This is a genomic window from Tardiphaga sp. 709, from assembly GCF_032401055.1.
Classification (GTDB): Bacteria; Pseudomonadota; Alphaproteobacteria; order Rhizobiales; family Xanthobacteraceae; genus Tardiphaga.
In genome coordinates, this window is the sequence record NZ_CP135529.1 from 3,917,544 (window position 1) to 3,937,936 (window position 20,393).

Annotated in this window: 13 protein-coding genes; 10 read left to right on the plus strand and 3 right to left on the minus strand. The window is 58.9% G+C overall.

Features of this window, described 5'->3' with window-relative positions; translation table 11 throughout:
* The first annotated feature begins 149 nt into the window (after window positions 1–149).
* The 7 genes from RSO67_RS19170 to RSO67_RS19200 all read left to right on the plus strand — a co-directional run bounded on the left by RSO67_RS19170 (window position 150) and on the right by RSO67_RS19200 (window position 12,638).
* Window positions 150–848 (plus strand): helix-turn-helix transcriptional regulator, encoded by a 699-nt coding sequence (locus RSO67_RS19170; protein WP_315840131.1) that lies wholly within the window; start codon window positions 150–152, stop codon window positions 846–848.
* A 353-nt stretch (window positions 849–1,201) separates the two neighbouring features.
* On the plus strand, window positions 1,202–2,422 hold the full coding sequence (locus tag RSO67_RS19175) for a glycosyltransferase (RefSeq protein ID WP_315840132.1): 1,221 nt from the start codon (window positions 1,202–1,204) through the stop codon (window positions 2,420–2,422).
* Window positions 2,419–3,672, plus strand: a complete 1,254-nt coding sequence (locus RSO67_RS19180) for an O-antigen ligase family protein (protein ID WP_315840133.1) — start codon at window positions 2,419–2,421, stop codon at window positions 3,670–3,672. The genes RSO67_RS19175 and RSO67_RS19180 overlap by 4 nt, the downstream gene beginning before the upstream one ends.
* A 30-nt stretch (window positions 3,673–3,702) precedes the next feature.
* Window positions 3,703–5,661: an asparagine synthase (glutamine-hydrolyzing) gene (asnB, locus tag RSO67_RS19185; protein ID WP_315840134.1), complete on the plus strand. Its 1,959-nt coding sequence runs from the start codon at window positions 3,703–3,705 to the stop codon at window positions 5,659–5,661.
* 11 nt (window positions 5,662–5,672) lie between these two features.
* Window positions 5,673–7,622 carry an AAA family ATPase gene (locus tag RSO67_RS19190; protein WP_315840135.1) on the plus strand — a complete coding sequence of 650 codons (1,950 nt, stop codon included), beginning with the start codon at window positions 5,673–5,675 and terminating at the stop codon, window positions 7,620–7,622.
* Between the two features lie 7 nt (window positions 7,623–7,629).
* The gene (locus RSO67_RS19195) at window positions 7,630–9,795 is read left to right on the plus strand and encodes a polysaccharide biosynthesis C-terminal domain-containing protein (protein ID WP_315840136.1); all 2,166 of its coding nucleotides are present in this window, start codon (window positions 7,630–7,632) and stop codon (window positions 9,793–9,795) included.
* A 113-nt stretch (window positions 9,796–9,908) separates the two neighbouring features.
* A complete protein-coding gene (locus tag RSO67_RS19200) occupies window positions 9,909–12,638 on the plus strand; it encodes a non-ribosomal peptide synthetase (protein ID WP_315840137.1) in 2,730 nt (909 codons plus the stop codon).
* A 63-nt stretch (window positions 12,639–12,701) separates the two neighbouring features.
* On the opposite strand, the gene RSO67_RS19205 is transcribed toward RSO67_RS19200, so the two are convergent.
* Complete coding sequence (locus RSO67_RS19205; protein ID WP_315840138.1) at window positions 12,702–13,229, minus strand: DsrE family protein; 528 nt, start codon at window positions 13,227–13,229, stop codon at window positions 12,702–12,704.
* A 626-nt stretch (window positions 13,230–13,855) separates the two neighbouring features.
* On the opposite strand from RSO67_RS19205, the gene RSO67_RS19210 reads away from it, so the two are divergent.
* The 3 genes from RSO67_RS19210 to RSO67_RS19220 are packed head-to-tail and all read left to right on the plus strand — an operon-like array spanning window position 13,856 to window position 16,825.
* Window positions 13,856–15,130 (plus strand): hypothetical protein, encoded by a 1,275-nt coding sequence (locus RSO67_RS19210; RefSeq protein ID WP_315840139.1) that lies wholly within the window; start codon window positions 13,856–13,858, stop codon window positions 15,128–15,130.
* Window positions 15,131–15,185: 55 nt separating this feature from the next.
* Window positions 15,186–16,208 carry a TAXI family TRAP transporter solute-binding subunit gene (locus tag RSO67_RS19215; RefSeq protein ID WP_315840140.1) on the plus strand — a complete coding sequence of 341 codons (1,023 nt, stop codon included), beginning with the start codon at window positions 15,186–15,188 and terminating at the stop codon, window positions 16,206–16,208.
* On the plus strand, window positions 16,205–16,825 hold the full coding sequence (locus tag RSO67_RS19220) for a type VI secretion system-associated protein TagO (protein WP_315840141.1): 621 nt from the start codon (window positions 16,205–16,207) through the stop codon (window positions 16,823–16,825). Before RSO67_RS19215 ends, RSO67_RS19220 begins: the two co-directional genes overlap by 4 nt.
* 220 nt (window positions 16,826–17,045) lie before the next feature.
* On the opposite strand, the gene RSO67_RS19225 is transcribed toward RSO67_RS19220, so the two are convergent.
* The gene (locus tag RSO67_RS19225; protein ID WP_315840142.1) at window positions 17,046–18,539 is read right to left on the minus strand and encodes an HlyD family type I secretion periplasmic adaptor subunit; all 1,494 of its coding nucleotides are present in this window, start codon (window positions 18,537–18,539) and stop codon (window positions 17,046–17,048) included.
* Window positions 18,539–20,341, minus strand: a complete 1,803-nt coding sequence (locus RSO67_RS19230; RefSeq protein WP_315840143.1) for a type I secretion system permease/ATPase — start codon at window positions 20,339–20,341, stop codon at window positions 18,539–18,541. Before RSO67_RS19230 ends, RSO67_RS19225 begins: the two co-directional genes overlap by 1 nt.
* Window positions 20,342–20,393 lie beyond the last annotated feature (52 nt).

Here is a 20,393-nt window from a genome sequence, read left to right on the forward strand (position 1 = left end):
GAGGCCCCACGAATAGTAGACTGCCTCAGCAAAATGTGCAGTCGGGTTACCCCAATTTGAACATTTACATGGCTCGTTGAAATTGGAATGCTTTCCCTCCGATCAATCCTTGTCATTCGATTGAAGTAGTAGGCGAAGGGAATGACGACATGTTGAATTTGAACCAGAGTGCCACATTGCCCGGCGCAATTGCATCGCTTCATCCCTGCAGGGAATCCATCTTTAACATTTCGAATCGTGCTCCCGCTATCCGGCCAGAGGCTGATCCAGGCAAGAAGCCCGACCTTGGCGAACAACGTGACGTCCTACACGCAGTTCTGGCGCGTATTGGCTGCGGGCAAGTTCTGCTCAAACGTGGCTGCGTGCTTGACGTCAGCGCAATCGGACGTGCGATATTGGAACGCGAATGCAACCTCACCACTAGCCCTGAAACGCTCTACAGCGCCGTCAAGCAGCTGGTGAGCCGCGCGGGGGCCCAAATTCCCGTTGGCTCGACATCATGGCTCGCGACTTCCTTCAAGGAGGGCGTCACCAGCCTTGTAAGCCAGATGGTCAATGTTTGGACGGATGAGACCAGCACCATCATTCTGCTCGATCTCGACGCTCATCCAGAGCCGACGCCCCAGGCGCTCCGGTGTTTGTTCGGCTTCACAGCCGCGGAAACCCAGCTTGCAGTCGAATTGGCGCGCGGCCATAATTTGCTTGATATTGCTCGCGCCCGACGACTGAGCCGGACGACGATCCGTTCACACTTGGCCTCCCTGTTCGTCAAGACACAGACACGGCGGCAGGCGGAGCTGGTTGCATTACTCGGGCGTGTCGCCGTCCTGCCTTCTCCCGGTAATTGAGTCCGACGATAGGCACCCAGGCAAGCCTCCTTGTGCGTCCAGGCATAAACACAGCGCAAGTGAAACGGGTCGCCGACAGGCCCGCTTTGCTCCGACGTTTGAACTGAGTCCGGATCTGACGACGCGACGCTTCAGCTTGCGTACATCATGCCAAAATCGCTTCGGAGTAATCCTCGTGGTGTCGATGTCTCAATTCTTCGGGATCGCCTAGTACTTCCGACGCGGCCGTCATTCGAACGAATGAAGACACTTTGTGATCGCCTCGTAAGCTCACACCGTCCGCTCATATTCGATCTGTAGCCGATTCTTCGGATCGACTGAGCTGCATTCTGATTGCGACCGAAAGGATTAGCATGACGTTGCATGTGCTTTGTGTGGGAGGCGAGGATCATGCCCTGCGGATCCCATTTCTGGCAGCTTTGCGCAGTCGTGGCTTTCGGGTGAGCGCTGCCGGTACTGGCGCTGCACTCCCGTTCTCAAATAGCGGCATCGATTATCATCGCTATGACTTCAATAGATTCGGCGCACGGGTTGCTGATCGCCTAGCTGTCGGCCAGCTCTCACAGCTTGTGCGGGGCATTCGACCGGACGTTGTTCAAACGTTCGATACCAAACCAAATCTGCTTGCCCCTCTTGCGGTGAGAGGCGCAATCCCCATTGTGCGCACTATCAACGGAATGGGTTGGGTATTCTCCTCGGCACAGCTGAAAGCCCTTGCATTCAGGCCAGCTTACCTAGCGCTGCAGCGGTTGGCCGCTTGCTGGACCTCGGCAACGGTATTTCAAAACAAGGAGGATGGCGACTTTTTCCGCCGCTATCGTCTGCTTGGCAACAGCCCCGCTGTACTGATCGGAAGTTCGGGAATCGATGTCGATGCTTTTGACACAGCGCGGGCCCAGGCGCCGTCCACCGCACAACTTCGTAGAGAACTCGGACTCGGTGACGACGAAGTCGTCATGACTGTGAGCCGACTGACCGTACAGAAGGGCATACCCACGCTTCTGGATGCGGCGGCGATTGTCCGCGAAGCGCGGCCCCGGGTTCGTTTCGTGCTTGTCGGTCCAAGGGAGAGCGAAGGTCCTTTCGCCGTGGATCAGGCGTTGATCGATCGATACGCACCACACGTAATCGCTCTCGGTGCGCGATCCGACGTTCCTGCGCTTCTGGGGATTGCGAATGTCTTTGCCTTCCCGACGGAGTATCGCGAAGGAATCCCCCGTGTTCTGCTGGAAGCAGGATTGGCGGGTGTGCCTATTGTCGCCACGCGTATGCCAGGCTGCGGCGATGTTGTGGTGGAGAACTGCAATGGCCATCTGGTGCCGCCCCGGGACCCGCGTGCGCTCGCTGCAGCCATTCTCGATCTTCTCCAGCATCCTGCCCGCGCAAAGAACATGGGACAGCGCTCGATCGCACTCGTCCGCCGTGAATTCGACCTGAACGTCGTGGCTGACCGCTACGCGGATCTTTACAGGAGGCTGATTCTCACCGGGAGGCGAAGCGAAGATCCGGCTGCTTTATCTCGTGACATCCATGAAGATCGAAGGGTTAGCCAGCACGGCGGGAAATCACCATGATCGCCAATGCGCTTCTCTCTTTTGGCATCGTACTTACGACAGCTTCACAACTGCGCCTTCCCGGGATTCCGCTGGGTGTTGGCGAGGTCTGTCTTGTCCTGTGGCTAGCCTTCGTCTCATTGCGAGTCATCGTTACCGGCCAGATTTACAACGCGACAGCTTTGCTCCGAATCGGTGCGTTTTGGGCCTGTCTTGCACTCGCCCTGAGCATAGGGACATGCGTGGCCTATCTGAGCCAGGAGCTGGACCTTCCTACGATGTTGCACGACACCTTCGCGTATCTGTTGGTGGCAACTTTGACCTGCCTCATCGTCGCAACGATGGAAGCCAACGCTGCCCTACGTCAAACCCAATGGTTCCTGCTCGCTTTTTGGAACATCGCACTGGTCCTTCAGATTGCTGCGGGCTGGTCCATCATCAGCCTACCGTCGGTCGATCCATGGTATTGGGATCGATTTCGAGGCTGGGCGGAGAATCCCAATCAGATCGCTCTCTATTGCGCCGTTTTGACGCCGCTGTCTCTCAGCCTTGCCCTATGGGCCAAAGGGTTTGGCCGCATCGCGGCATCATTCAGTTGCCTGCTAACCTTCGCCGTCGGGCGCCTGACCAAAAGCGATACATTTCTTGTTGCGATGGTGATTGCCACCGCGATCTTTTCTTTGCTGCGTTTGCGCAGTTGGCTGACCTCGCCACAGCACAGACTGAATTTCCGGTCGATGGTCGCGGTTCTGGTCATCGCCGCCGCCGTCCCTCTGGCGCTCGCATTAGCACCGTATGCCGTTGCGACCGCCGATGAGTTTGAAGGTCTGGCAATCAGTCTGGCCAAGGACCGTGGCGGCGAGGCAACGAAGCGCACCGCGTCCCTGCGGCTGCAACTCTGGGAAGATGCACTCCATCGGGGGCTGGAAACCGGATCGCTCGGGCTGGGGCCAGGCCCGCATCTCGAGAAGCCGAACGTCGCCAATAACAAGGCGCTTCCAACTCCTTTCGAAGCCCATAGCACACTGCTGGATATATTTACGCAAGGTGGCCTGCTCGCTGTGATTGCCGTTTGCGGCCTATTCGCAGGCACGTTCATACTCATGTTCCGCGCGAAGCTCGATGCTCTGGCAGCATTGTTCGTTGCGCTGGCCATTTTCAGCATCAGCCATTTCATCTTGCGTCATCCCATTGTGTGGTTCGCGTTCGCTCTCAGTCTGATCCTCGGATCGGCGCGGGCCTCGCCGCCGCGCACGCGCATCGGAAGCTAGATCATGTGTGGAATCGCCGGAATTCTTCAGATGCCAACCGCTCCCCGATCCGCCGATCTGGATGCGATTGGCCGAATGACGAATTCTTTGCATCATCGCGGACCTGATGCCCACGGTTCGTGGTGTGATCGCGACGCTGGGATTGCATTCGGGCATCGCCGGCTCGCCATCGTTGACCTCACGGATGCGGGGCGACAACCGATGCTTTCCGAGAGCGGTCGGTTCGTCATCACCTTCAATGGCGAGATCTACAATTACTTGTCGCTGCGACAGGAGCTCCAACGCCTCGGCCAGAACTTCATCGGCGGCAGCGATACCGAGGTCTTGCTCGCGATGATCGAGAGATGGGGATTTGAGGCAGCCCTGGGGCGCAGCAATGGCATCTTCGCAATCGGCCTCTGGGATCGTCAGACCCGCACTCTCCATCTGGCTCGCGATCGAATGGGAAAGAAACCCCTGTACGTCGCCAGAACGCGAAACGCCGCTGTCTTTGCTTCAGAATTAAAGGCGATCAATGCGTTCCCCGATTTCCATCCGGAGATCAATCCGTGCGGGGTCGCTGAGTTTCTCGCCCGCGGCTGGTTACCGGACGAACATTGCATATGGAAAGACGTCTTCAAACTTCCGCCCGGCGGTATGCTATCCTTCAGCGCCGATGATCTTCTGGCATCGCGGGATGCAGCAGAGCTTCGGACAAAGACGCACACCTGGTGGTCGCTGACTGAGATAGCAAAGAACGGCCGAGAAAACCTCGTTTCCGCGGACGATTGCCAGCTCGTGTTGCATCTTGATGGCTTGCTTCGCGAGGCCGTCAGCGAGCGCATGGTTGCCGACGTGCCAATCGGGCTGTTCCTGTCCGGTGGCATCGACAGTTCAACTGTCGTCGCGCTGATGCAATCCCAATCCACCCGGCCCGTCCGCACGTTCACTATCGGTTTCGGCGAGCCGGCCTTCGACGAAGCGGCCAGTGCCGCGGCCGTGGCTCGTCACCTCGGCACGGACCACACGGAGCTACGTCTCACTCCCTCGGAGGCCATGGATGTCATTCCCGAACTGCCCCGTATTTGGGACGAGCCGTTCGCCGACGAATCGCAGATTCCGACACTGCTGCTATCCCGCCTCGCCCGCCGGGATGTAACTGTTGTCCTCTCCGGTGACGGCGGAGACGAATGTTTTGCTGGATATTCCAGGCATCTTTTGACCGCTCGTCTCGCTCCCCTCCTTAACTCCAATCGAGCACTTCGGCGAACGGCGGCAATGGGTGTGTCATTGCTCGCCCGCGGTTTGCGGGAGGACATCGCCGATGCGTTGCCTCTTCCAGGCCGTCTGCGACGGATGATCGGAAGCGACCGGATTAACCGCCTTGCGCAACTGTTTGCAGGCAGCGACGCCGGCGACATGTACCGGAAAGTCATGCGGCTTTCCGAGCTGCAATTGACCCCGGAGCAGGTCCCCGATTCGACTAAGGTGCCGCCGCTGGACGATCTTCTATCCGACTTCATTGTGCGGGACATGATCGGCTATCTCCCCGGCGACATTCTGGTGAAGCTCGATCGCGCCAGCATGGCGACAGGTCTGGAAGCGCGCTGTCCAATTCTTGACCATCGCGTCGTGGAATTCTCCTGGCGGCTGCCGAACACGGCCAAGGTGCGCGACGGACAGGGCAAGTGGATCTTGCGGCAGGTTCTCAGCCGTTACTTGCCACGCCACTTGATAGATCGACCCAAGCAGGGTTTCGACGTGCCTGTTGGCGCCTGGTTGAAAGGCCCCCTGCGCTCATGGGCTGCAGACCTGCTCTCCGAATCACGCCTTAACCGCCAGAATTTGCTGGACGTACAACGAGTCCAGAGCTGCTGGCAGGATCATCTGAGTGGCAATCGCGATCACTCGCGAATGCTATGGGCCGTCCTGATGTTGCAATCATGGCTGGGAACGATGGTTGAACAGAGTACGCCCCAATCGACAGACACCCTCGAGCCCGCACAGTAGAGGAGCGAGCTATGGAAGCGTTAGTAGGAAGACGCATTCGACCCTTGCAGGCGCTTTCGCCGGATATGGCAGAGGACGAACTTGGGCGGCGCCTGACGGAACAATCCCTGGCTTCAAATGATGGTCTCCACTCTTTGAATCGCGTGCTGGATAGCGTGCGGAAGTACAGACGGCTTGTCGTCAGGATGATCGTCGTCGGGGCCTTGCTGGCCGGAGTAGCCGGCTTTCTTATGTCTCCTTCTTACATCGCGACGGCGCAACTTGCTGTTGACGTCCGACAATCTGGCGCAGCCGATGCCCTGAATGTCGGTGGCGCGTCCGCAGCGCCTACACCGGCCGCTGAGGAGTCCACCATCGACACACATGTCACGGTGCTGCTCTCCGACGCCTACCTGCGGAGACTTCTCCCAACGCTCCGCGCTCTCGAGGATGCGAGGCATGGTGCTGAAACGGGGTCACAAACGTGGATGCAAAGCTTGCGCACGCTCTTTCGTCGTACATGGTCAGCAACCAAGGAGATGCTCCTTGGCAAGAACCATGAGCCCGATGACGGATCCGCGCTCGCTGCGCTAAAGCGCAGCCTGAGGGTTGGTCAGGAGCGGCGCTCCAGAATCATCGCCGTTACTTCTACGGCCTCCAATCCGCAACGAGCGGCGGAGATCGCCAATACGGTGGCACAATCGTATGTCGATGAGGTCGCGCGTCAGAAGCAAAGCGATGTCGAGTATGCTTTGAGCTCCGTCTCGGCACAGTCATCCAAAGTTCAGCGCGACCTGGCAAAGGCCGAGGAGGAACTAAAAGCTTCCCGTCTCGGCCAGTCCTCGCCCTCACGGGACGCCGCGCTGGAGTGGCAGGTCACAATGCTGGCGCAACAGTTCGAAACGCTCCTGCGGCGTCGGCAGGAGCTCACTGCAAAAGGTCTGACCGCGCAATCAGACGTCAGTATTCTCGCCACGGCCACGCCGCCAGAACGACCGACCTCATTGCACCCGTTACTTATGATTCCTCCTGCGGCAATTATCTTCGCTCTGCTGGCTTGTGTTCTCGCGGTCATATTAAACCACTTCGATCGGACCCTGCACACGGAAGCCGACGCAGCTGAGGCTCTGCGTATTCCATGCGCCGGACAGATACCTTCGATTCCGCTGGAGCCAGGCAAGCAGCCGCATTATGTCTTGGAGGAGCCTGCGAGCCACTATGCCAGAGCAATCCGCTCCATTCTGGTATCCATACTGGCCTCCGACCCGGCAACCCCACGATCGCAGCGTGTTGTCCTCGTCAGCTCCAGCATTGGTGGGGAAGGCAAGACCACGCTTGCATGGAGCCTTGGTCTTTACGCTGCCCGGCTCGGGTGGCGCACTCTACTCCTTGACTTTGGTCAATTCACTCGTCGACCGGGTGGCGAGAGCGCCAACTTACTCAGCGTACTGGCGTATGGTCGTCCACTTGCAGACGCGATCGAACATATCGATGAGTCCGGAATTGACTACCTGCCCGCTACATCGTTTGGGGGGCATCGGCTTCGGATTCTCGCCGACCCCAAGATTCCTTCGTTGCTCCGGCAACTGAGCGACACCTATGATTTCGTGATCATCGACGGGCCCTCGCTGCTAGAAGCTCCGGAAGCACGACTTCTGGCGAGTTGGGCAGACCACGTTTTGCTCGCCATTCACTCTGGAAGCACCGATCGTGAGGCGGCGCAGACCGCGCTGCGTCAACTTGTTCGGACGGAACATCTTAATCCCGCCCAGAACACGAGATTCTCGTCGGTCTTAACTCGCGTCGAACCGCCACAGCAGGACCAGTTCGGCGGGCAGCAACTGTTCAAGAGGACTTGGGGCGCACTCCGCCAGCGGTCGAAGAGAGCAATCACCTGGCGAATGTGGGGCGGAGACGCAATCGAATTGAAGCGCTCCGGATCGCCCAAACTGAACCCCCGCAATTGGTTGAGAAGCGATTGAGGGCAGCATGATTATCGAGACTTTCGGTCCACCAGGCGCTGGCAAAACAACCTTTAGTGAGGCACTCGCTCAACGCCTGCGCGACCGTGGGTATGAGGTCGACCTCGTACTTACGTTGCCGCATCTATCCAATCATCTTCTCAACTTTGGAGGGTTCCTCCCGGCGTTGCAGCGCGTCACCATCGCGATCTTTGCCACCATCGCAATCTTGTGCCGTCCTGTCGCAAATGCCCGAGGGCTACGTCTGGCGAAAGAGTTGCTCCAACTGATGCCGCCCGACAATCCCGTCTGGTGGATCAGGCTTAGCCAATACGTCGTTCGATTTTCCTGCGTGTGGAGAGATTCACACAAGCCGGATCGCATCGTCTTGTTCGACCAGGGCTTTGTGCAGATCGTTTGCACTCTGGCCCTGTTTAGCCGAGCGGACGAGAAGACGATCGCTCATGCCATAGGTATGCGGACGCAATCAGATCTATTGATTCGTTTTGATGCTCCGAGGGAACTGTTGGAACGGCGCCTCCATGAGCGAGTACGCCAGAAAACGTACATGGAGAAATGGTTCGACCCCGATGTAGGTACCTTTCTCAAGGCAAAGCCGATTACTGACTACGTTGGCTCACTGCTCGCGGCCGAGCATCAACAGATGATCTGCATCAATTCGCTCGATCCTAGCCTGATGTCCAAGGCTCTCGATCGTATCGAAGAGGAGGTCTCCAGCAAGTTCAGGCCCGACAGGACGGTCGATTTGTCACCTGGGGCAGCAGACGAAAGCTTGGAGCGCTGTGCGGAGAAATTCACACCACCTTTGCCGGCGCCCGAGATAATCGGAACTTTCACAGCTCAGGCTCAACCCGAGCTGGCTCGGCGCATGGCCAGCGCAAGCCTGTGGGCGTTCGTTATCTATGTGGGCGGCGCCGGGCTGACGTGCGTAGCTCAACTTGTCATTGCCCGTACGATAGGAGCGACGAGTTACGGTATCTATTCATACGTTTTGGCCTGGACGACCCTTCTCTCCTACATCGCGGGACTCGGGTTCAACACGGTTCTGCTGCGATATGTGCCGGCCTACAGTGCGACCGGAAAATGGCCATTGGCTCGCGGAGTCATTCAATTTGCATTCGGGCGGTCATTGCTGGTCGGGATGTTGATCGCGCTCTGTGGAATCGCCACCGCACTATTCCTGTCGGAGACACTTCATCGGGAGCTGACTATCAGTTTGGCGGTTGGCATGGCGACCGTTCCATTGGTCGCGCTTTACATTCTCGGTTCCGCTACGGTACGCGCGCTGGGTGGCGTCATTTCGGCAATCGCGCCCGAACGCTTCGTTCGGGACGGCCTTATGGTCGTTCTGCTTCTGCTTGCTGTGGCACTCAACGTCACGCCAATCGATGCGACAACAGTCCTGATAGCGTTGATGGCAAGCTCTGCCGTCACGGCAGCCATCGTCGGACTGAGCATGCGGAAGCTTTGGCCGCCACAACTACGCTCGGCGGTGCCGGCTTATGCGCCCGGCGACTGGTGGCATCTCGCCTGTCCTGTCATGATCCTGATTGGAGTTGAGGTTCTCATGAGCCGCGCCGGCGTGATTATCCTCGGCTGGACCGGCGATGCCCACGAGGCCGGCATTTTTGCACTGGGGTTGAATTTAGCTCTTTTTCTTGTTCTCCCCCGGATGGCAGTAGGGACTTTCTTTTCACCAAACGTCTCGAAGCTTCACGCTCATCGGAATGAGGCAGCGCTTCAGAGTCTGTTTGCCCGAGCGACTGTTCTGTCGCTGGCGGGGACAGTCGTGCTGGCACTTCCACTTTTGTTGCTGACGGTACCGTTACTCCGCTTCTTTGGCGAGGAATTCGTTGCGACAGCTCCAGTCGCCCAAATTCTCGTCGTTGGACAGATCTTTGCTGCTGCTACTGGTCCGCAGCAAAATCTTCTGACCATGACAGGGCACGAGCGGGCAGCAGCCGCAATCACAGCGATCGGAGCTGTCATGAACGTCCTTGCCTGTGCGATCGGCATTGCTTTTTTTGGCGTGATCGGTGCCGCCGTTGCGACGGCCGTGACGAATGTTGCCTGGAATATGGCAATGGCGATCTACATCTACAAACGCGTGAACATGACGGCCGGCCTGCTCTTTGCCGTTGTGGAGTTTCGTCGACCCGCCGCCGCCAAGTAACCCGGTAATTGGATAGAGGCCAGAAAATTGGTGCAGCCCTATCATTCACTCGAAGGACGCCAATAGCCGACTTGTTAACCTACGATGTTCGTCCCGCAACGGTGAGTACCGTCATGCAACTTCAAAGATTTCCCGATGGATCCTTGCCGAAACGCGCGAAGACGTTTGCTAGCCGGCGCGCACTTTCCGGAGATTTTGGAGATTCTGCAAAAGCTATCTGGATGACGCCTCCCGAATTTCCCCTCGACGCTGGTGGGCCTGTCGATCGTCCGTTCAATCGTATGGGGGCCGAATTTGCCGGCGTGCCGGCGATCACGCATCTGGATGCGGTGGTAAAGAAATTTCCAGGCAACGTAGCCATCAGCGATAACACCCGCCAAATCACATATTCGGATTTTCTGCTCAGAGTTTTGACGCTGGCGCAGGCGATTGCAGCGGTGGCTCCCGAAGGGCAGGCCGTCGGCCTGTTGTTGCGCCACTCGATCTGGCATCCGATCGCCATGCTTGCATGTATGGCCGCAGGGCGCCCCTTGGTGCCGCTCAATCCGCGCGATCCCGACCAGCGACTTGCCCACATCGTTGCAAATGCGCAGATTTCTGTACTGATCGGCCAGGGCGACGGTAGCTCAACCAAATGGATCGACGAAAACGGCCTGCGTTGGATCGATATTACGCGCGCCAACGAATTTTTCGGCGACACCGCGTCGCTTGAGCCGGTCTCGGTGGATGCACCTGCCCTCGTGCTCTACACGTCGGGCAGTACCGGCCAGCCAAAGGGCGTTGTGAATAGCCAACGCAGCTTGCTCCAGCGCGTCCAGCAATATGCGGATGCATGTCACATCGACGCTACTGACGTCTTCATGCCTCTGAGCGGCCCTACGACCATTGCGGGCACCAGAGAGATGCTCACGGCTTTGTTGACCGGCGCAAGATTGCATATGGCGGATGTCGAGGCCCTTGGCCTTCGCGGCGTGTTGCGTCAGATCCGATCGCAGCAGATAACGATCACGTATATCGTTCCTGCTCTCCTGCGGGCAGTGGTCGCCGCAAGCGATGCCGGTGACTTCGAATCGCTCCGGGTTGTCCGGATCGGCGGCGAGAAGGTGCTGTGGACGGATGTTGCACTCGTCCGAAAGGTCGTGAAGCCCTCCTGCTTCATTCAGATCAGCTACTTGTCGACCGAAACCACCGGTTCGCAGTGGTTTCTTCCCGACGACTGCTACGAAAGCGATTTCAGCATGCCCCCGGTTGGCTATTTGCTTCCGGGAATGTCGTTTGCCGTCGTCGACGACAACGGGATGCCTGTGCCCACCGGCGAGGTTGGGGAGCTGATCATCAAGGGCATGCATGTGCTGCTTGGTTACTGGGAGAACGGTCAGGTGCTTCCTGCATTACCCGACCCGGATGATAGCCATTGCCGCATCTTCCCGACAGGCGACCTTGTTATTGTCGATGCGCGCGGATTGATGCAGATGCTGGGACGAAAGGGGCGTCAACTCAAAATCAATGGACGGCGTGTCGAACCGGCTGAACTCGAGGTTGTCGTACGCAGAATTCCTTATGTAAGCGACGCCGTCGCGATCGTTACCGATTCAAACGAGCTGGTTATTTTTGCATCGCCAGGCGCCGAGGCGAAGGCAACATTCACAGCTGACGTTCGGGACGTCATCAGGCAGACGCTTCCGACCGCATTGCATCCCACCAGATTGCATGAAATCGCGGAGATTCCGCGCCTCGCTGGCGGAAAGATAGATGTCGCGAAACTCAAGGTGCTGGATGCCGAGAGCCGAAGAGGTCCAGCCCCACCTCAGCCCCCAGGGGCGGGTGAAGTGAAGCAAGCCGAAAAAATAGTGGCGCAGGTATGGGCGCGGATCCTCGGTACGACCGACGTTGCCAGCCGCTGGGACGAGGCAGGTGGCGATTCCCTCAAGCTTCTGCGATGCGTGATGGAGCTGGAAGAGCTGGTCGGCCAAGAGCTCAACATGGAAGCTTTCACGGTGGACATGAGCGCAGCCGATATGATTCAGATCGTCGCTGCAGGTGGCCGATCGCAGCGGCAACAAGCCGCCGGGGAACTCCTGCCTCATCTGGTGATGTTGCCAGGCTCGATAGGTTACGGTCCGAGTCTGGCGGCGTTCGGGGCACAGTTGAGCAAGACGGCTCATGTGATCCCGATCCGCTACCCGGATCTGACGTCTGCCCTGACCGGATGCGGCTCGGTCGACCACATGGCAACCTTGGCTCTGGAACAGATCAACGCCGTTCATCCTCGCGGCGACATACGTCTGATCGGCTATTCGCTGGGTGGCGGCGTCGCATTTGAAGTGGCAGCGCGGCTGATTGCGGAAGGCCGATCGGTGAAATTTCTGGGCATATTGGACACGAATATCGGCCCCCGCAGGAGTGATTATCGGGAGACCCTGTCGCGTACTCTGCAGAGAGTTAGATCACACCGGGTCACGATGTACCGAATGCTGTGCCGCGCTATTGCAAAATGCGTTGCTCGACTCCACTGGGAGGTGAAGTTCTGTCGAATTCTCGATGCGAGGATCTGGACGCGCTTGGCCGGCACCCGCTTCATGCTCAAGTTGGAGCTTGAGGAGATTCTCCGGATGCAGGAATTCGGCCGCTGGGTGGCAAGTGCCAAACCCCGCCTCCCTATCACCGGAACGCTATTCCTTTGCAACCGGCGAGGGTCACCAGCACATCTCGGATGGGACTCTCTGTTTGCAAAACTCGAGGTTATTCCGATTGCTGGCGGACACCTCGATCTCGTGATCGACCCGCATTTGACCGTCAACCGACCGGTCATCGAACGAGCGATCACGTCGTCCTGTTCCTGATCTTCGACCAACAGATCCAACAGTTTGGAACGAGGCGATGCAGATCGCAGAGGCCCCTCCGGATCAAGGTCGCAAGTAGCTCCAGCCTCGCTCTTGCAGCTCCATGATCCGTACCACTCCGGATTTGGTGACCTTGGCCTGCGGGATAAGAGGAATATCTTTCGCCTCAGTTTTTGTCATATTCTCGCGGGTGTTCCCGCATGCCGAAAAGGTCAGTTGTGGCATGGTTTCGCTCATGGATTTGATGCGCGCTTTGACGGGAGAGGTGTCATCTCGCAGCATATGCAGTCCGGGTCCAAAAACGACCACTTCGATCCCAACCTTTTGACCGATCTCGCTGTAGTGCTGAGCGACATTGCTGACATTGTTGAGAGCGAGATTCATTGTCGCGGGGTCATTGACGTCAACCTGTACAACGAGCCGATGGGGCTGCATTCGGATGGCGGCAGTGGTCACCTTGGCGTTGGCGTTCATTTTGGTAGAAGTCTTGGCAGACGTATTGATTTCCACAGCGCCGCTGGTTTGGGTGCTCAGCATCAAGATACCCGCCACGGCGGCCATGCTGGCGAAGACGACGAGCGATCTGTTCATGTTGTTTCCTTGAGTGTGCTGGGAGTGCGGGCTCAAGTGTGCGCGATAGCGTAATCGCGCGCGAACAGGCGGGTCAAGAATGGTTCAGACAATGCAGGCGTGATCTACTTAATTGCCGCGATTGGTGCGCCTACCTCATTGTGACTACTTCCATTGCTACATCGACAAACGGCCGATGAAGGCTGTGTCATGAAAATGGACACACATAAAAGCTCACCTGAGTTGTCACGATGTGGTCACAGGCAGTTGAGGCAGCATCGCATTGGTTACCGCAATCCAAAGCTGTTGAGGGCTCCCGCGCAACAGGCAGAACCGCTGCGCGTGCCTCGTCTGCGGTAGGAGCTTGCATTCTGTGGGTCCTCATTGGGGCTGCGGAGGATGGGCTATGCGGTGAAAGCCAATTTCGCGCGCAGTCCTCCGAATCCTCCCAAACACGGGAGCGGAACAGGGCTGAAGCCCTTGTACCTGTGCTTGTCGCGCCCCCCCGAGCAGAACTCAATGCGGCCCAGTCGACGCCCGAAGCGACCAGCACCACGCTAAGACACGCGCTTGATCAAGAGCGAGCCAGGGCAGACGCCCTTGCGAGTGAACTTGCGACCCTCCGGGCGGAACTCGAGACGGCGCGGGTGACAGGCAAGGAGTCTGCCCAGGCCATCGAGGTAGGGATCAGGCAAACGCAAGCGCTCGAACAGGAGCGAGACAAAACAATCGACCTCATGCGTGAGCTTGCCTTCCTTCGGACGGAACTTGACGCGGCGCGGATCGTGATTTCGAAAGCCGTGCAAGCCACCGAGGCAGAGATCAAGCAAGAGCAGGCGCTCGAACAGCAGGAGCGGCGGAAGGCAGACGCGCCCGCCCATGACCTTGCTTCCCTTCGGGCGGAACCCGATACGGTGCGGATCGCCGCTTCGGACGCCGCAAAAGCCACAGCGGCAGAGATCGTACAAAAGCAGGCGCTCGAACAGCAGCTCAAACAGCAGCAAGACGGAGCAGAAGCCTTCAAGCGTGAATTGATCTCTCTCCGGACGGAACTCGACGCGGCGCGCGCCGCGACGCCGGAGGCTGCGCGGATCGTTGAGGCTGCGAAGGTCGAACAAGAGCGCGCATCTGCAAAGGAGCGCAGCCGGACCGAGGCAGTCGCCCGCGAGCTCTCCTCGGCGCGCCAGCAGATCGAGGAGCATGCCAGCCGTCTCGCGGCGGCACACGCTGAGGTGCTTCGGGTGACGGAGGCCAGCAACACCACGGCAGCAGAGCAGAAGCGAGCTCTTGCCAGCGAGCGCGAGCGTGCTGACGTACTTGCGCAGGAGCTCGCTCTTGTTAAGAACCAACTGAAGGCTGGAAACCAGCAGCTTGCTGCCGTGAGTGCTTCTCAGACTCTCGCTTCGCGCCAACCCGCCCCTACTGGCCGGAACGAAGGCGCGGCGGAGCCCCGTGCGAAGACGACCGAGGGAAAGAGCGCCTTGCCGCAGTGGGCTTCCACTCAGGCCGTCGCTTCATATGCGGAACGATCGTCAGTGTTGGAAACGCCACCGCAAGCACGGTCGACCGCTCGCGAAGCCGTGCCAAGTGTGGAGCCGAAAGTCCCCGTGGCATCAGAGGCAACCGTGCTGGCGAGTGTCGCTCCCTATTCTGTGGCGGACGAACAGAGACTGCTTGTTCGGGCCAACGCATTGCTCCGGCAAGCTGACATCAGCGGGGCGCGCCCATTGCTTGAACACGCTCTTGGACATGGCAGCGCGCGAGCCGCCTTTATGCTCGCGGAGACCTACGACGCTCGCGTGCTGAAATCGTGGAGCGCACGTGGGGTCCTCGGTGATTCCAGAAAGGCACGCGAACTGTATGAAAAGGCACAGGCGGGCGGCATTGAGGATGCGAAGGCGAGGATTGAGTCGTTGAAATAGCTGCCAGCTCCTGACGCGTCAGGCCTAGATGGTCATTCCGAGAATGGAGACTCGCATGTCGCTCATCAAGTTCTCATTTGCCATGGCATTAGCGGCGTTCGGGCTGCAACTGGCTGCCAATGCCCAATCTCTCCCGACGCGCGAGACGCAGGCTACGGCGGCGGTGAAAAGGACCGAAACGGCCGCGAAAGAGCGCATCAATGCATGGACTGTCGGCCTCGCCGGCGGGCTCATTGAAGGGGCTCCGCTTCGTCTCGCGGCAGAGATCGCTCGCGTCGTAAATGAGGAGGATAAGCTTCACGTCCTCCCGATCGTGACGCGCGGAGCAACGGAAAACGTCAATTCGCTGCTGTATCTTAGAGGCGTTGATGCGGCGATCATCAACACGGATGCTCTTGAGGAATATAAAACTCAAGTTCCGTCTATCGAACGGCGCATCGTTTACGTTCTGAACCTCTTTCCGTCCGAACTGCACATATTCGTCCGCCCGGAGATACGGTCGCTCGAAGAGCTCAAGGGAAAAAAGGTCAATTTCAATACGCAAGGTACGGCAGCCGCCTATTCCGGTCCGCTGATCTTCAGTCGGCTGGGACTAAACGTGGAAAAGATGTTCATTCCGCACCAGGTCGCATTGGAGCAAATGAAGCGCGGAGAAATCGCGGCCGTTGTGTTTGTGACGTCAAAGCCCGTCGACGCCTTTCTGAAGGGACGCTGGGATCCCGGATTTAAGTTCCTCCCCGTCGAATACGGCGCCAAATTTGAGGACTACTATCTTCCATCGTCTATCGACGCGGCGGACTATCCGAGTCTGGTGCCGAAAGGTGAGCGGATAGCGACGATTGCAGTCCCCACCATTCTTGCAGCCTATAACTGGCCACAACAGTCTGACCGATACCGGCGCGTGGCGCGCCTTGTCGATCATCTGTTTGGTCGCTTCGACCGGTTGCAGTCCCCTGGTTTCGATCCGAAATGGAAAGAGGTCAATCTGCGGGCCAGCGTGCCGAGCCTCGGCCGGTTTAAGCCGGCGCAGGAATGGCTCGATCTTCCGCAAGCCGTAACAGCGGGACGGTCCCCATGAAGGACACGAGTACTCTCGGTCTGGCGGTGCTCTTGGTTATGAGCCAGACTGTGTGTGCTCAAACCGGTGGCGCCATAGATCGCCTGAAGACCTGCTCACAGTTTGAAGGCATGGAGCGCTTGAAGTGCGTCGATGAGCTGTTGGGGGAGATGACCGAAACCCACGCTACCACGCCGTCTCCAAGTCCGAACTGGATCATCAGCGAGACCACCTCTCCGGTGGATTATCAGCCGCAGATTGAGGCGCTGATGACAGCGCGCACAGCATCGCAAAATGCTGCCTCCGCGCTCGCCATCCATTGCCGCGCCCATCGCACGGAGCTGACCATTTCCACAACGGGATCCTGGAAGCAGGGCGCGGATGGCGAGATGAAGGTCGCGCACCGGATCAACGAAGAGCCAGTTGTTGAACAGCGCTGGCGGGCGTTAGAAACGGGGAAAGGTCTTGCCTTTCCAGGCGACGTTGTTCGCTTGCTCCGCTCAATGCCGGAGGGCAGCCAACTTCTCGTTAAGGTCCGCGTTGGGAAAGGTCCGCCATATGAAAGTACGTTTCAATTGGTCGGCTTGGATTCAGTCCGACGCAAGATAGCGACAGCATGCAACTGGCCCGCGCCCTGACCGACGCAGATGCTAAACGAGCGCAGGACAACGCGACCCTTGCGAAGATACCTGCCCGACATATCCATCGCCTTGCCGCACGCGCAGCTGCCCTTCGTATCCGCTCGTCCATTCAACGCTCCAACATCCGAAATGTCTTGGCATTGCGGCAACGACGGTTGTGCTGAACTGAACCAAGCCGCCGGCGAGGCCTCGGTAAGTCGCGACGCCGGTGGTTTTCTTAGTCCTCCCGCATGCCACGCCTTATCGCATCGGTCATCGGTTGCATGAGATAGGCAAGAACGGTGCGCTCACCAGTCGCGATCAGGACGTCGGCCATCATGCCGGGTTTCAGTTTCTCGCGAATTTTGTCGGGAAATTTTGTCACTTGTACTGAAACTTTGACTTCATAGTAAGGCTGGTGCGTGGCTTCGTCGCGAAGCGCATCGGCCGCCACCGAGAGAACTTCGCCGATGGCGATCGGCGTCGAGCGAGCCTTGAACGAGGGAAGCCGCACTTCCGTGGGCATGCCGATTTGTACGTGATTGACGTCGAGAGAGGATATTTTCGCGGCAACCACGAGGACGTCGTTGTCCGGCACGATCTCCATCAGGACGTCGCCCGGCTTGATCACCGCGCCTACCGTATGGACTTTCAGGTTGACGATACGCCCGGAGCGAGATGCACGCACGTCCATCCGACCGAGAACGTCTGCGGCCATGCGCAGCTTCTCGCGCGCGTCAGCGAGCTGAGCGCGGGTGTCGGCAAGCTTGCCGGTGGCTTCCTCCAGAACTTTCTGCCCGACCTGATTGATCTGTAACCGTGCTTCGTCGATGATCCGTCCGAAGCGCGCGATGTCGGCGTCGTATGAACCAATTCGGCCCTCAAGGTCGGATTTGGAACGCTCCAGAGTCGCAATCCGCGCGAACGGAACAATCCCCTGGTCGGCGAGCGGCTTGAGCTTGGTATATTCCTGCGCCATGCTGTCGAATTGCGCCCGTGCAGCCTTGCTTTGCGCAGCGTTTCCCTGGATTTGGCGCTGCGCCTGTCCGATCTTTTCTTCAAGGATCGAAACCTCGATCTTTCGCGCCGCGCGGCGTTCCTCGAACCGCCGCTTCTGGTCGCCCATGGCGCGCTGCGCGGAGGGGTCGGAGGCCTTCTGCGTCAGTTCGGACGGAAACGTGATCGTATCGGCTCCCTCGGCTTCCGCAAGCAGGCGCGCCTCCTCCGCTATTGCCGAATACACGGCCGAGCGCGCCATCTCCTCCCGTGCCCGGTCCTGTGTTGGATCGAGCCGCAACAGCACCTGTCCCTGTTCCACATGCGCGTCGCCTTTCACCATCAGGCTTTGGACGATGCCACCTTCAAGGTGCTGAACGGACTTACGATCGCTCTCGACAACGACCGAGCCTGCAGCCACGACGGCACCGTCGATGGAGGCCAGGCCGGCCCAACCACCAAACACAACGAAGGTCAGGAACACGATGCCAAAGCCGCGTCGCGCCGGAGTGTGCCAGTCGCCCGTTGGGGTGCCATTGTCGTTCCCGGGATTATTGTTCGGGAAGATCGCCAGCTTCGCCTTCGATAGCCAGGCGAGCAACCGTGTCTTGACCTCCGCGAAACGCTGCAGGACATCAGGCGACCGCAGTGCGCGTCCGCCATCGCTCAGGCGCGTGAGAAGGCGCGCCAATTCGTCGTGAGCAGCCGTCTCTGCTCGCAGCTTGGGTATATTCATCATTGTCTCGTTATGTGGACAGGCCGCACCGAACGTGGAAACGGCGCGTGGCGTGAGGGTCCGTGAACTCCGCGATCTTCTTCCGGCGCGATCCGTGTCTCGCGGGGCTTGGGCGCGGCCGTGTCACCAAGAAGCAGGGGGAGCAGCTCTTCGCGCGTGCCTGCGCGCCCGATGCGCCCGTCATGCATGAAAACAATCTTGTCGACCAATGAAAGGAGATTGGGTCTGTGATTGATGATCACGATCGTCACGCGTTGCTGCCGTAGCGCCTGGATGGCATCAGCCAAGGCGCGATCGCCGTCGCCGTCGAGATTGGCGTTGGGTTCATCGAGCACGACGAAGACGGGCCTGCCAAACAGCGCGCGGGCCAGTCCGATGCGCTGCCGCTGGCCGCCGGAAAGACCAGCGCCGTTTTCCCCGATGACGGTGTCGTAACCCTGCGGCAGCCGCTGGATCATGGCATGCGCCGAAGCCAGTTGTGCTGCTTCGACAACCTGTTCGTCCGAAGCGCCGTCGCGAAAGCGAGCGATATTGTCGCGAACGGTTCCGGCGAATAGTTCAACGTCCTGCGGCAGGTATCCGAAACTTTGGCCAAGGAAACTGGCCTCGAAATGCCGGATGTCGTTTCCGTCGACGCGCACGCATCCCTGCGCGGCGGGCCATGCTCCGACCAGCGCGCGCGCCAGAGAGGATTTGCCGGAGCCGGATGCACCGACGATCGCAACAACCTCGCCAGGTGACAGGCGGAAACTGACATCGGCAATCGCCGCCAGCTGTGATCCCGGCACCATAACGGTCAAGGCTTCGACTGAGATTTGGCCAACCGGGGGCGGTAACCGTGTCGGCTGTCGTTCTGTCGCGCGATTTCGCAAGGCCTCGTCGAGGCGGGAAAAGGAGGTACGTGCTGCAACGAACGCTCTCCACTGGGAGACGGCGGCCTCGACCGGTGCAAGCGCGCGCCCCATGATGAGTGAGGCAGCGAAGAGAACGCCTCCCGAGATTTCCTGGTGAATGGCCAGGTAAGCACCGACTCCCATAATCGCCACTTGAATCGCCATCCGCAGGAACTTTGAGATTGCGAGCAGTGTTCCGCCGCGTTCTCCCGCCCTGGCGCTTTCAACGAGTGCCTGTCCATGCATCGAGCCCCAGGCGGAGCGGATCGCTGGCCCCATGCCGAGGCCGCGGATGGCTTCCGCATTACGCAGCGAGGATGTCAGTCGATCCAAAGCGTGGAGGTTCTTGGCCGAGGCGGCCATCAGCGGCGCTTTGGTCGCGCGCTCATTGAGAAAGGCGAGCGCAAGAATAACGAGCGCACCCGTCAGGGCAACGAGGCCGATCGACGGATGAAGCAGAAAACACATGCCGAGAAAAATCGGAGTCCAGGGTACGTCCATCAAAGACGTGATCACGCCGCCGGAAAGAACGTCGCGCAATGTATCGACATCGCGCAACAGCTGGACATGACGCGAGCTCCCTGTGCGCACCGCCTGTGCAAGCGCCGTTTCGAAAGCTTCTCCTGAGAGTAGCTGGTCGAAGCGGATCCCGGTTTGCACGAGAACACGACTGCGGAAGTGTTCGAGTGCTGCGTAGCTGATGAAAAGCGCGAGTGCGATCAGCGAAAGCAGCAAAAGCGTCATCGCGTTTCGGCTCGTCAGAACGCGATCGTAGATCTGCATCGTATAAAGTGGCGAAACGAACACCAGAAGATTTATGAAGACAGACAGCCCGCCGGCGGCAAGCAGGCCGGGACGTATCTGACGGAAAGCGTCCGCAAGCGCAGGTGGCTTTGCTGAAGTATACATGTGTGCATCCGGGCCGCCCGAAACGGACGGCGCTAACGTTAGAGAAGCCATA